Below are 12,996 nucleotides of genomic sequence, written 5' to 3' on the forward strand. Positions count from 1 at the left end.
GTGGTTACTAACACAGCTGCAGCAATTCAGGAGAAGTGGGAAATGGAGGATCGGTGGAAGGGAATTGAGCGTCCTTATTCTGCGGAGGATGTATTAAGGCTGCGAGGGACGGTTCAAATTGAACACACATTGGCCAGAAGGGGCGCCGATAAGCTGTGGAATCTGGTTCATGAGGAAGATTTTGTGAATGCACTGGGAGCACTGACAGGCAATCAGGCGGTCCAGCAGGTAAAAGCGGGTCTGAAGGCGATTTATTTGAGCGGATGGCAGGTGGCGGCAGATGCCAATCTTTCAGGCCATATGTACCCTGATCAAAGCCTTTATCCTGCCAACAGTGTTCCGCAGGTGGTCAAACGGATCAATCAGGCGCTGCAGCGGGCTGATCAGATTACACACAGCGAAGGTGACCATTCTATTGACTGGTTTGCCCCGATTGTTGCCGATGCAGAAGCCGGCTTCGGGGGGCAGCTGAATGTATTTGAGCTGATGAAAGGGATGATTGAGGCAGGAGCGGCTGGTGTCCATTTTGAAGACCAGCTTTCCTCAGAAAAGAAATGCGGCCATCTTGGCGGAAAGGTGCTCCAGCCGACACAGACAGCTGTAAAAAATCTGATCGCTGCCAGGCTGGCGGCAGATGTAATGGATGTCCCGACTGTGCTGGTGGCACGGACAGATGCCAATGCGGCTGATTTGATCACAAGTGATGTTGATCCATATGATCACCCGTTCATCATGGGTGAGAGGACACCGGAAGGCTTTTTCCGGACCAGGGCAGGGCTTGATCAGGCCATCGCCCGCGGGCTTGCCTATGCCCCTTACGCGGATTTGATTTGGTGTGAGACATCCGAACCGGATCTGGAGGAGGCGAGAAGGTTTGCAGAAGCCATCCATGAAAGGTTCCCGGGAAAATTGCTTGCCTACAACTGCTCACCTTCATTCAACTGGAAGAAAAAGCTGGATGATGAAACAATAGCGAAATTCCAAAAAGAGCTCGGCAGCATGGGCTATAAATTCCAATTTGTCACACTGGCAGGATTCCATGCTTTGAACCACAGCATGTTTGAACTGGCACGGGGCTATAAAGACAGGGGGATGGCTGCCTATTCCGAGCTGCAGCAAAGAGAATTCGCCAGCGAGGAATTCGGCTATACGGCCACCCGCCATCAGCGCGAGGTGGGCACAGGCTATTTTGACCAGGTTTCCATGGTTGTTTCCGGAGGCACATCCTCAACAACTGCGCTAAAGGGTTCGACTGAGGAAGATCAGTTTACGGTGTCCCAATAGCATTTTGATTTCCCTCCTTGGGCAAAGGAGGGTTTTTTTTATCCGGGAAAAGGAATAGTAAAAAGAGGAGCATCACAATCTTAGACAAATTTACATACATAATAGTAGGCTCATACTAGAGGAGGTGTGGAGATGCCCCAAAATGTGGATGATTATGTGAAGCAGGGAATGTATGGGCAGAAGCAGACAAAACCGGATGAACGAAGAAAATTCCTCGGAACGATCAGGGAGCGGGTTGTGATTGCACTCACCCAGCCCCAAGTCAGAAGGGAAGGGACGCACCGTGAGGTTGAAGCTGCGCTGAAGGAGAACCCGTCTGCCCATCTATACTTAAACGGGAACATGAATTACTCTTATCTGTCCAAGTATATTAAGCTCGCGTCAAAATTCGGAGTCGAATATACCATTGTTACAAACAAAGAGCACAATACGGAAATCGGTCTTGTCCTTGCTTATGATCATGCGATAGATAAGGAAGAGATTTATATCAGCAGTGACAAGGCTGGAAAGGAAGCTCCTGAGAAAAAGGCAAAAAAGGGAGTGGCTGGTTTTTTGAAGAAATTTTTCAAAGGTAATTAAAGAATGCTGAGGCCGATGGTCCTCAGCATTTTATGTTAAAATTAAGAAGTATTTTCCAAAACTATTTCTTCAGTCAATTGACATCCCCCATATAAACAGGCAGCCCTGTTTCACCATCTGCATGCCTGATGATCAGTTCCCTGATGGGGGCAGGAAATAAGGGACAGTCTGCCAATTCTTTTAGGGGAAGCCATTCAATTCCAACCTGATTTTTATCCGGGATGCTTCCTGATGTCGGAGAGCCTCCGTCCTGGATGCAGCAGGCAAAAAAGAATTCTACTTGATGCTGTCCTGCGTGAGGTTCATAGCCATGATTGCTGCCGATATAATCACGAACAAACAGCAGGCTGCCGATCTCGACAGGTACGCCGATTTCTTCCAGGCATTCGCGCTGCAGATTGGCATGCAGATTTTCACCGTTTTCCTGGCCGCCCCCCGGAAGGACATAGAAATCCTCCCCGCTGTCATGCATCTTGATGGCAAGCAGGCAGCCATTCTGTATAATGATTGCTTTTGAAGCTGTTCTGATCATTTTATATCCTCCTTGGGAATACATCCTTGAGTCTTTCATGGAATGGGGACATTCAGACTCTATTTTTTTGTTAAGAGTAAATAAAAGTTCAGGAGCCTCTGTTTATTGGAGTGGAAGGCACGTAGACTCCTGTGGGAAAGCAGCGGCAATGCTGAGACCCCGCAGCGCGCAGCGTGAGGAGGCTCAGCGTCGCCCCGCGGAAAGCGAAGTGCCTGGAACGGAAATGAACAGACCCCATATGAATGCTATCCCTTTTGTTTTATTTTTAAGCGAGGTGTCATGGATGAATATTGCCGAATTGCGCCCCAAAAAACGTTCAGACTTAAGAATTAGAGCCGGCACGTGGTTTTACACCTGGAAAAGATATGGCCGCTGGCTGGCAGAAGCCCGTACATACAGCAGCAAAAAAGAAGCAGCCGCTCTGCCATATCCGGTGTTCAGGCACCAGACCCCCCTTCTCAGAAAGCTGAAGGACGTAGACATGGCCTATCAATATAATAAAATCAAAAACCTGAAAATTGCGGTTGAGCGTCTGAACTCGATCGTCATTTATCCCGGGGAAACATTCAGCTACTGGAAGCTTATAGGCAGGCCGACTGCCAGAAAAGGATACCAGCCCGGCATGATTCTTCATTGCGGCAGCTTTAAGATGGGAACGGGGGGAGGTCTCTGCCAGCTTTCCAATCTGATTTATTGGATGACACTGCATACTCCGCTGACAGTGACAGAAAGGCACCGCCACAGCTATGATGTATTCCCGGACTCAAACCGCACCCAGCCGTTTGGGAGCGGCGCCACATGTGCCTATAATTATCTGGACCTGCAAATTACCAATCATACTGAAGAGCCTTATCAGCTGATCCTGTATCTGACGGATGAGTATTTATGCGGCGAGTGGCGGACAGTTTCAGAGCCTTTATACACGTATATGGTGTATGAACGGAGCCATGCCATCACGCCTGCATACTGGGGCGCATATGTCCGCCATAATGAAATCTTCCGCAGGTCCTATAACCGGCAGGGAAAGCTTTATGAAGACGAATATGTAACAGAGAACCATGCCATTATGATGTACGAGCCTCTTCTGGAAGGAACAGCCCGCCCGGATTAACAGAGCGGGCTTCCTTATTGTGCAGGAAATTTAAAAATTGTAAGTCTTGTGGAATATTATCAATCCTTGATCCACGTCCAGCAGCTGCGCCAAGTTCACAAGCTAAACCTCCCAAAAAGGCAAAGAACGCCTTTCCGGGAGGTTCGTCTTAAGGCCCCAGGAAGCTGGCCATGCAGACGTTGCCACAGGACGCGGCGTTCCTAGTCTGCGTTCCTTAAGGGTGATCAAGGTGCTTGCGCTTTTGTTCTTCAGAGAGGCTGAAGCTGCGAAGAAGGCTCAAGTCCGGGGCCTTCAATAATAACGGCGGTCATGCCAAGAGCAGAGCCGGATTCATGTTCTTCCCCATCTTCCCAGAAAACAGCCGTTCCAGGACCTACAGCTATTCGCTCTCCATCAGCAATCCTTACCCAGCCCTCCCCCGAAACAATCAGGAAAAGCTGCGGGCAGGCCGCAGGATGCATGCCAAGGACGCTGTCCTCCTTCAGATGCATGCAGCCTACCGTAACCGTGATTTCTCTGGATAAAAGAGTATAATAGCTGTTCAGGCTGCCAAATTTTGAAACCTCTTTGCCGGCTGAATCAAATCGAAATAGCTTCATCTAAAACCTCTCCTTAAATGGATTCACCTTCTATTATAACTGAAAAAAATGAATAGAAGGAATTGTAAAAAAACAGGTGTGCCTTATTGGATTCAGCCCGTATAATAGTTTTATCAGGCAGCAAATGCCAGCATACAAGGAGGAGTTCAATATGACAATCAAGGTGCTTGTTTCCTAGTCTGGGACGGGGAGCTTGTCACGAGATCTCCGTTTCAGACTTTCTTAGTTTTTATTAAGAAGGAGAAGCGGAGGAAGGGCAATGGAGGCAAAAAAAGTATATTATAGGCTGACGGGAATTCGGGCATTTTTATTTCAAGTCATTTTTACCGTAAATGCGATTTATTTTGTTGTGGAGGCTGGGCTTAATCCGCTCCAGCTTGTCCTGATCGGGACGATTATGGAATTGTCCATTGTGCTGTTTGAAGTGCCGACAGGAGTCATAGCCGATCATGTCAGCAGAAAGAAATCCGTTATCATAGGAACGATCCTGCTCGGACTGGCCCATCTTCTGGAGGGGGCAGTGCCTGCATTTTGGGGAATCGCATCAGCTTATGCTGTCTGGGGCCTGGGCTACACATTTCTCAGCGGTGCGGAAGAAGCATGGATTGCCGACGAAGTGGAAGGAAAAGGTCTTGATAAGGTTTTTCTAAAAGGATCGCAGATTGCCTCTATTGGCAAAATTGCCGGTATCATAGCAAGCATGATTATATCCATGCTCTTTTCAGTTCAGGCAGCGATTCTGATTGCGGGCGGTTCTTTCATTATATTGGCTGTCTGGCTCTGGTTTCGGATGCCTGAAGAACGATTTGAAAAGCTGGAGCGTGAAGAATCATCCCAGCTCCGGCAGCTTGCCGGAGCCATACACAAAGGATACAGGACAGTGAAGGGCCATCCGGTTCTTGCCGGCATGGCTGGCATTGCCCTTATGTGGGGGCTCGCAAGCGAAGGTTTCGACAGGCTGTGGGCTGCCCATTTTCTGGAGGATATTCAGCTTGCCGGGAGCTCTGCAGTTCTCTGGTTCGGATTGATCAATGGGATTGCATTGCTTCTGAATATCGGGGTGGTCGAGTGGATCAGCAGGAGGCTGAATGGGGAAGGGGAGCAGACATATGTCCGCCTGCTGCTCCTCGTGAACGGAGCTCTCGCGGCCAGCACACTGATTTTTGCGCTTAGCGGGGAGCTTTGGCTTGCCCTTGCCTCTTATTGGGCCAGTTTTACACTGAGAGGCCTTAACAGCCCGCTTTACAGCATCTGGCTTAATCAAATGCTTGAGCCAAAGGGAAGGGCCACCATGCTTTCACTGTTCGGACAGCTTGATGCAATCGGACAGATTGCAGGGGGGCCGCTTGTTGGCTGGATCGCGTTTTCGATTTCCATCCAGGCCGGATTATTTGCAACAGGTCTGCTTACTGTACCGGTCCTGATTTTTCTTTGCATCGCCGGCCGCTATGCGAGCAGCCGCGGAGTGTCCAAGTCATCCGGACAGGAAGGTACAGGATGAAACCGGATGAATGCAATATTTAGAACAAGGGTAAAGGCGTCTGGGATATCCAGGCGCCTTAGCTTTTCACTGCGGCCGCCATATATTCCACTACTTTCGGCAATTGCTTTAAAGCGCTGGAGTCTGATATGATTCTATCTATACTTATAGCATTTTTAAAATATTTGGAGGTGACAGAGATGTCTAGAATATCAGAAGATCAGGTCAGGCATGTAGCCCACCTGGCACGTTTGGAGATTTCGGATGAGGAAGCAGCGCGGATGCAAAAAGAGCTGGAAAAAATGCTTTCTTTTGCAGAGCAGCTTAGTGAACTTGATACAGAGAAGGTTGAGCCAACTTCCCATGTACTGGATATCAAGAATGTATTCCGGGAAGATATCGCGAAAAAAGGGCTGCCGCAGGAGGAAGTGCTGAAAAACGCGCCGGACCACCAGGATGGGCAAATTAAGGTGCCATCCATACTGGAATAGGGGGAAGACAAATGAGTTTGTTTGATCATAAAGTTTCAGAGCTCCATGAACTTTTACATAAAAAAGAAATTTCCGTATCTGATCTGGTTGAGCAGTCTTTTAAGCGGATTGGGGAAGTAGATAGCCAGGTGGGGGCATTCCTGACCTTGAATGAGGAAGAAGCACGGCGGCAGGCAAAGCGCTTAGACGAAAAGCTGGGCACGGAAGAATCGAAGGGCCTCCTTTTTGGCATGCCGATCGGCATTAAAGATAATATTGTCACGAAGGGACTGAGAACCACCAGTGCCAGCAAGATCCTCGAAGATTTCGACCCGATCTATAATGCGACTGTTATGGATCATTTACATAATGCCGAAACCATCACGATTGGAAAACTGAATATGGATGAATTCGCGATGGGTTCCTCAAACGAGAATTCAGGATTCGGAAATGTCCGCAATCCATGGAATCTTGAGAAAGTGCCAGGCGGCTCTTCAGGCGGCTCGGCTGCAGCGGTCGCAGCAGGGGAAGTGCCTTTTGCCCTTGGGTCAGATACAGGGGGATCCATCAGACAGCCTGCTTCCTATTGCGGAGTGGTTGGATTAAAGCCTACCTATGGGCGTGTTTCCCGGTTCGGTCTTGTTGCGTTTGCCTCATCCCTTGATCAGATCGGCCCAATAACCAGGAATGTTGAAGATAATGCTTACCTTCTTCAGGCGATTTCCGGTCTGGACCCGAATGACTCTACCTCAGCAGATGTTCCTGTCGATCATTACGCCGGCGCCCTGACCGGAGATGTGAAGGGTCTGCGAATCGCTGTGCCAAAAGAGTACCTTGCTGAAGGTGTGGATGAAGAAGTCCGCCAGTCTGTCCTCGATGCGCTTAAGGTGCTGGAGAATCTGGGAGCTGTATGGGAAGAAGTATCCCTCCCGCATTCCAAGTATGCTCTGGCTGCCTATTATCTGCTTTCATCATCAGAAGCGTCCGCCAACCTTGCCCGCTTTGACGGTGTCAGGTACGGCTACCGCTCTCCGGATGCTGAAACTTTGATGGAGCTTTACAAAAAGTCGCGCGCCCAGGGCTTCGGCGATGAGGTGAAAAGAAGGATCATGCTCGGAACCTTCGCCTTAAGCTCAGGCTATTATGACGCTTATTATAAAAAAGCACAAAAGGTCCGCACTTTGATTAAAAAGGATTTTGAAGAGGTATTTCAATCTTATGATGTCATCATCGGGCCTACAGCGCCGACTCCGGCATTCAATATAGGGGAGAATATAGACGATCCGCTGACTATGTATGCCAATGATATATTAACTATCCCTGTTAACCTGGCCGGTGCGCCTGCCATTTCGGTTCCGTGCGGATATTCGAATGGCATGCCGCTCGGACTGCAGATCATCGGCAAGTATTTTGACGAGAGCACGATCTACAGAACAGCCCATGCCTTTGAGCAGGCAACTGACTTCCATAAGCAAAAGCCGGGACTGTAAGGGGGAAACAGACATGAAATATGAAACGGTTATTGGACTTGAGGTCCATGTTGAATTAAAAACAGATTCGAAAATCTTCTCCGCGAGCCCGAACCATTTCGGGGCGGAACCCAATACAAACACAAGCGTTGTGGAACTCGGCTATCCCGGCGTGCTGCCGGTGCTTAACCGGAAAGTGGTCGATTACGGGATGAAAGCGAGCATGGCGCTGAACTGCCAAATAGCTGATGTAACGAAATTTGACCGCAAAAACTATTTTTATCCGGATAATCCAAAGGCCTATCAGATCTCACAGTTTGATAAGCCGATTGGTGAGCATGGCTGGATTGAAATAGAAGTGGACGGATATAAGAAAAAAATCGGAATCACCCGGATCCATCTGGAAGAGGATGCCGGCAAGCTGAATCATGAAAAAGGCTATTCCCTCTGCGATTACAACCGCCAGGGAACCCCGCTGATCGAAATCGTGTCAGAGCCTGATATCAGAACAGCCAATGAAGCCTATGCTTATCTCGAAAAACTGAAAAGCATCATTCAATATACGGGTGTTTCTGATTGTAAAATGGAAGAAGGATCGCTCAGATGTGATGCGAATATTTCCATCAGGCCAGTTGGCCAGGAGGAATTCGGCACCAAGACCGAGCTGAAAAATCTGAACTCTTTCAACTTTGTCAGAAAAGGGATTGAGTATGAAGCAAAGCGCCAGGAGGAGGTGCTTCTTGCCGGAGGTACGATCCAGCAGGAAACCCGCCGCTATGACGAGTCTACTAATACGACCCTGCTTATGCGTGTAAAAGAGGGTTCTGATGATTACCGCTATTTCCCTGAACCTGATCTGACGGATATTTACATTGACCAGGAGTGGAAGGACCGGATCCGTGCCGGGATTCCGGAGCTGCCGGACGCGAGGCAAAAGCGTTATGTAGAAGAGCTTGGCCTCCCTGCTTATGATGCTGCAGTCCTGACGGTAACAAAGGAGACAGCTGACTTCTTCGAGGCAGCGGTCGAAGCAGGAGCGGACGCCAAGCAGGCATCAAATTGGCTGATGGGTGAAGTGTCTGCCTACTTGAATGCGGAGCAGAAAGAGCTGGCTGATGTAAAGCTGACACCGGAGAACCTGGCCGGGATGATCAAGCTGATTGAAAACGGGACAATCTCTAGCAAAATCGCTAAAAAGGTCTTCAAGGAGCTCATCGAAAATGGCGGGACCGCGGAAGCCATCGTCAAGGAGAAGGGCCTCGTCCAGATTTCTGACGAAGGAGCGCTCCTTCAATATGTGACAGATGCACTTGATGCAAATCCGCAATCGATCGATGACTTTAAGGCAGGCAAACAAAAAGCAACCGGGTTCCTGGTCGGGCAGATCATGAAAGCCTCCAAGGGACAGGCTAATCCCCAAATGATCAACAAGCTGCTGATGCAGGAAATAACAAAACGATAGAGAATAAGCCGCTGGGGAAATCCAGCGGTTTCTATTTATTATGGGGAAATTTGCTGGTCTGTTTAGACAAACTTCCTCTTTATTTCCCAGGAAAGGATGAAATGCGGCAAAGTCCGGCAAAAAAAGGATTGTACTGTATTCGCAGAGAATAAATAAGAGATGCAATAGCCAATTAATCAATATTGATAGGAAAGGAAGTGCTTGTATGGAATTGAAAGACTGGTTTGCGAAGGGACTGACCTTCTCTGAATATGTGGAAGGTATGAGTGTTAATAAGCAGGAGATGGAAAGCATAGAAAATAAGTTTTCTCTTACAAAAGAGGAAAAGGCCAAGCTGGGGAATGTGAAGGGAAAAGGATTAAAAGTGATTGTCCTGACAGAGGACTGGTGCGGGGATGCGATGCTTAATATTCCGATCCTTATGCATATAGCAAGAGAGACGGATATGGAGACAAGGTTCATTCTGCGGGATGAAAATCTTGAGCTGATGGATCAGTATTTAACCAATGGAACGGCACGTTCAATTCCTATTTTTATCTTCATCGATGGAGACGGACAGGAAAAGGCTGTATGGGGCCCGCGGGCAGAGACCGTTCAGGCCTTTGTCGACAATGAACGGGCGCAGCTTCCATCAGCCGACAGTGAAGACTTCAAAGAAAAACAAGGCATCATGTTTAAAAAGATGAAAGCGGCATACCAGGAAGATGAACAGGTCTGGCATGATGTGGCAGCAAGCATTATAGCTAAACTTCAATAAAGGCAGCAAAGAATAGCCGCCCATATTAAAAGTATAGCAGGCAGCCCGGCTGGCTTCTCAATTACAAATAAAGCTTCCGCATCTCAGCGGCAGCTTTATTTGTATTCTGTTCAAGAGAACAAAAACGAAATTCCAAGGGAAGCAGCGAGCATAAGCAGGGAGGATGCGAGCAGGGGATGACTCTGATGTGGAACATTTCTCTGGCTTCCCTGTGCCCTGTATCCCGGTGGTTCATGAATGAACTGGCGATGACTCTGTTGGTCCAAGCATCGCCTGTGCTGGAAAAAAACAAGACGAAAGCAAACCACAGAGCGGAAAATAAGAATGAGAAATCAATCAGACCATAGCCGGAAAAGAAGAAATGCCAGATGGAGAAAAGCAGCAGGGCCTGGATGGTCAAGGAAGCAGCAAGGATGATGGCAAAACGTTTCATGAATTCATCTCCTTTCCATTATTAGAGGAAGCGGCGTATGGAAGGATGTGTGTTTCAAAGTTGGCCGGCTTGCCCCCATGCTTCTTTTTTTACGATTAAAGAAAGAAAAAGTCCCAAAAAAAGTAAAAATTAAGAGATGGTATGAAAGAAAGAGAGAGGGATATAACTTTGTTTCAGTATAGAGCGGGCTATTTGCTTGATTACACCGGGCTCCCGCAGCCCGTTATCGTCCATGCTGAGAATTTCCTGAGCTGTCATCCATTTATATTCTGTCATCCCATTTTCTAATTTAATAGTGCCGCCGGCAAATTCAGCAAGAAATTGAAAAAGGAGAATAGGGTGGCCTGTCCTGCTGGTAAACTGGAAGATTCCTGCCGATTCCGCAATTTTAATATCCAGCCCTGTTTCTTCTTTTGTTTCCCGCCGGGCGGCCGAAATTATATCTTCCCCGGGCTCCACATGGCCGGAGGGGAAATTCCAGGTGGGACCAGCCTCATTTTTTTGTTCCTTAATCATGAGCAGGCGGCCATCCATCAGGACGGCAGTGCTTGCAATCAAGATAGAATTCATTGAGTACCTCCTGTATACTTTTTGGTTCATTATAACATGAGAAATGCCCCCTTCATTCAGGGGGCATGGTGTTAAATGATAGCTTCCTCTTCTTTTTCAAAGTGTTTATCCATCCAGTCTTTCCCTTCGAGCTGTTTGGTGACAAGCATGCTGGAAACAGTATCTCCGGTGACATTGACTGCAGTGGCTGGCGGATCGACCACTACGCCGATTGCTGAAATGATCGGAAGCGCCTCAATTGGCAGGCCGTAAAGTGTGATGATCATCATCTCGCCAATAAAGCCTCCTCCTGGCACACCGCTCATGACTGTCCCTGCAAGCAGCGAGATGCCGATTGCCGTTAAGAAGGTGTCCAGGCCAGTGAAATCCATATTGAAAATGCCGAATACAAAAGATATCTTCAATATGGCCGCCAGGCAGGAGCCATCCATATGAATGGTTGCGCCGAGCGGAAGAACTGTTTCCCTGATATCTTTAGGCACGCCGATTCGTTTGGCGGCCTGCAGGTTAACAGGCAATGAGCCAACGCTGCTTCCAGTGGCAAGAGCGGTGGCAGCAGGGGAAAAGATATTTTTCCAAAAGCGGGCCACTCCTCTCCGTCCCCCGGCAATAAAGGCATAAAGCGTAAAGCCAATCAGGAAATAAAGAATGGCAGCAGGGTAATAGACGATTACGGCACGGGCATAATCTCCGAGAAGTTCAGGACCGAATACGCCTATCAGTGACGCGAAGTAAGCGCCAAGACCAATGGGTGCATAATACATGACAAGATTGATCAGCCTCATAAAGACTTCTGAACCGCTGACCAGAAACTTTGTGAAAGGGCGTCCTTTTTCACCAGAAAGGCCTGAAGCCACCCCAACCAGGACTGAAAAGACTATTAAAGCGAGCATATTCTTGCGGGAGAAGATTTCAATAAAGTCAGGCACAGTAAAGGTTTTGACCAACTGATCGGGCAGGCTCAGCTCTTCTGTATTTTCCGGCTGTGTCAGAGGGATGTCAGTCCCCTGGGCCGGCGGGAAGGCTGTTACCGCAACCAGCATTACAATAGAGGCAATAATGCCTGTAGCAATGAATACAACCATCATGCTGCCCATGATTTTTCCGAGCCGCTTCATGCTGTTCATATTGGCGATAGCCGATGAGATTGTGAAAAAGACGAGCGGTACTACTAACATAAATAAGAGATTTAAGAATAAGTCCCCAAGCGGCTTGATTACTTCCGCTTTTTCTCCGAAAACGAACCCGATAATGCTTCCAATGATAATTGAAGCAAACAGGATAATGGGAAAGCGGTATGCTTTTAATTTTTCCTTCATTTAGGTAACTCCTTTTGCAAAAAAAATTGAGATGATGCCCATAGGATATGGGTGAACCTCTACCATTCTACCCGAAATGGAATGGATATGACAGATTGGGAAATGAACAGGTATTTTTTTCATTCAAAGGATCTGCCATTCAGAAGGCGGACCGGGCTTGTTTATACAACAAAAAAAAGAGAGCCATCACAGCTCTCAAGCCTGCTTCGGCCCTTTTTTCGCAGGTATCCTGTCATTCTTTAAGTTTTTGTCATTGATCTTTGGCTCTTTATTTTGGCGGAAGTTTGAGATATTTGAACGGTGCAGGATGATCAGAAAGATTGTAAAAAAGAAAAATATAAGTTCATGGGTCCAACCGGGCTGAAATAAAGAAAAAATGAAAAGGGCAATTCCGACAGAGATTGAACCGAAAAATACATATTTTGTTGCATAAATGACTCCGACAAACGCTGCATAGGCCGCCAGAAACATCCAGGCATTGGCAACCAGCAGCACCCCTGCGGTTGTTGCAATGGCTTTGCCCCCGCGGAAGCCAGCGAAAATAGGGAAGCAGTGGCCCGCAACCGCAATCAGTCCGGTGTAGAGCGGATCCAGGTCAGTATGAAGAAGGAGAGGCAGACCTGCGGCAAGTGCCCCCTTGCCTGCATCAATGAGAAGGACGGCAATCCCGGCCCGCTTTCCAAGGACCCGGACGGTGTTGGTTGCCCCGGGATTATTGCTGCCATGCTCGCGTATGTCGATTTGGAACAGCCACCTGCCAATCAGAAGAGCGGTTGGAATCGAGCCGATCAAATAGGCGGCTGCAAGAATAGCAAAATTCATAAATCCTCCTTTCTGCCAGCCCTACAGCAAAAATAAAGTGAGAGAAATTGTAATTGCTTTCATTCTACCATATAATGAGCATACCCCGATTTAAATTCCTAATATTTTG

General features: G+C 48.0%; 14 protein-coding genes. 8 read left to right on the forward strand and 6 right to left on the reverse strand.

Features of this window, described 5'->3' with window-relative positions; translation table 11 throughout:
* Complete coding sequence (gene aceA / locus RBB45_RS08650; RefSeq protein ID WP_306009440.1) at nucleotides 1–1,284, forward strand: isocitrate lyase; 1,284 nt, start codon at nucleotides 1–3, stop codon at nucleotides 1,282–1,284.
* A gap of 132 nt (nucleotides 1,285–1,416) precedes the next feature.
* Nucleotides 1,417–1,863 (forward strand): YueI family protein, encoded by a 447-nt coding sequence (locus RBB45_RS08655; protein WP_094769548.1) that lies wholly within the window; start codon nucleotides 1,417–1,419, stop codon nucleotides 1,861–1,863.
* 73 nt (nucleotides 1,864–1,936) lie between these two features.
* Here RBB45_RS08655 and RBB45_RS08660 read toward each other — a convergent pair whose 3' ends face one another.
* A complete protein-coding gene (locus tag RBB45_RS08660) occupies nucleotides 1,937–2,395 on the reverse strand; it encodes an NUDIX domain-containing protein (protein ID WP_306009441.1) in 459 nt (152 codons plus the stop codon).
* 283 nt (nucleotides 2,396–2,678) lie between these two features.
* Between RBB45_RS08660 and RBB45_RS08665 the strand changes: the two genes are divergently transcribed.
* Nucleotides 2,679–3,506, forward strand: a complete 828-nt coding sequence (locus tag RBB45_RS08665; RefSeq protein WP_306009442.1) for a VanW family protein — start codon at nucleotides 2,679–2,681, stop codon at nucleotides 3,504–3,506.
* Between the two features lie 248 nt (nucleotides 3,507–3,754).
* Here RBB45_RS08665 and RBB45_RS08670 read toward each other — a convergent pair whose 3' ends face one another.
* A complete protein-coding gene (locus RBB45_RS08670; RefSeq protein WP_094769550.1) occupies nucleotides 3,755–4,105 on the reverse strand; it encodes a cupin domain-containing protein in 351 nt (116 codons plus the stop codon).
* 259 nt (nucleotides 4,106–4,364) lie between these two features.
* Here RBB45_RS08670 and RBB45_RS08675 point away from each other — a divergent pair, with 259 nt between their 5' ends.
* From RBB45_RS08675 to RBB45_RS08695, 5 genes are all read left to right on the forward strand, one after another.
* Nucleotides 4,365–5,606: an MFS transporter gene (locus tag RBB45_RS08675; protein WP_306009443.1), complete on the forward strand. Its 1,242-nt coding sequence runs from the start codon at nucleotides 4,365–4,367 to the stop codon at nucleotides 5,604–5,606.
* A gap of 179 nt (nucleotides 5,607–5,785) precedes the next feature.
* Nucleotides 5,786–6,076 carry an Asp-tRNA(Asn)/Glu-tRNA(Gln) amidotransferase subunit GatC gene (gene gatC / locus RBB45_RS08680; RefSeq protein ID WP_094769552.1) on the forward strand — a complete coding sequence of 97 codons (291 nt, stop codon included), beginning with the start codon at nucleotides 5,786–5,788 and terminating at the stop codon, nucleotides 6,074–6,076.
* Between the two features lie 11 nt (nucleotides 6,077–6,087).
* The gene (gene gatA, locus RBB45_RS08685; protein WP_009792535.1) at nucleotides 6,088–7,545 is read left to right on the forward strand and encodes an Asp-tRNA(Asn)/Glu-tRNA(Gln) amidotransferase subunit GatA; all 1,458 of its coding nucleotides are present in this window, start codon (nucleotides 6,088–6,090) and stop codon (nucleotides 7,543–7,545) included.
* A gap of 13 nt (nucleotides 7,546–7,558) precedes the next feature.
* Complete coding sequence (gene gatB / locus RBB45_RS08690; protein WP_306009444.1) at nucleotides 7,559–8,986, forward strand: Asp-tRNA(Asn)/Glu-tRNA(Gln) amidotransferase subunit GatB; 1,428 nt, start codon at nucleotides 7,559–7,561, stop codon at nucleotides 8,984–8,986.
* A gap of 205 nt (nucleotides 8,987–9,191) precedes the next feature.
* The gene (locus RBB45_RS08695) at nucleotides 9,192–9,743 is read left to right on the forward strand and encodes a thioredoxin family protein (RefSeq protein WP_306009445.1); all 552 of its coding nucleotides are present in this window, start codon (nucleotides 9,192–9,194) and stop codon (nucleotides 9,741–9,743) included.
* Nucleotides 9,744–9,804: 61 nt separating this feature from the next.
* Here RBB45_RS08695 and RBB45_RS08700 read toward each other — a convergent pair whose 3' ends face one another.
* The 4 genes from RBB45_RS08700 to plsY all read right to left on the reverse strand — a co-directional run bounded on the left by RBB45_RS08700 (nucleotide 9,805) and on the right by plsY (nucleotide 12,887).
* Entirely contained in the window at nucleotides 9,805–10,176 is a 372-nt protein-coding gene (locus tag RBB45_RS08700) for a hypothetical protein (protein WP_306009446.1), read from the reverse strand.
* 129 nt (nucleotides 10,177–10,305) lie between these two features.
* Nucleotides 10,306–10,746, reverse strand: coding sequence for an NUDIX hydrolase (locus RBB45_RS08705; RefSeq protein WP_009792531.1), 441 nt, complete (start codon nucleotides 10,744–10,746; stop codon nucleotides 10,306–10,308).
* A gap of 71 nt (nucleotides 10,747–10,817) precedes the next feature.
* A complete protein-coding gene (locus RBB45_RS08710) occupies nucleotides 10,818–12,065 on the reverse strand; it encodes a dicarboxylate/amino acid:cation symporter (protein WP_009792530.1) in 1,248 nt (415 codons plus the stop codon).
* A 195-nt stretch (nucleotides 12,066–12,260) separates the two neighbouring features.
* Complete coding sequence (gene plsY / locus RBB45_RS08715) at nucleotides 12,261–12,887, reverse strand: glycerol-3-phosphate 1-O-acyltransferase PlsY (protein WP_022543262.1); 627 nt, start codon at nucleotides 12,885–12,887, stop codon at nucleotides 12,261–12,263.
* Nucleotides 12,888–12,996 lie beyond the last annotated feature (109 nt).

Origin of the sequence: Bacillus sp. MMSF_3328 (assembly GCF_030733525.1) — a bacterium.
GTDB classification, from domain to species: domain Bacteria; phylum Bacillota; class Bacilli; order Bacillales; family Cytobacillaceae; genus Bacillus_AB; species Bacillus_AB infantis.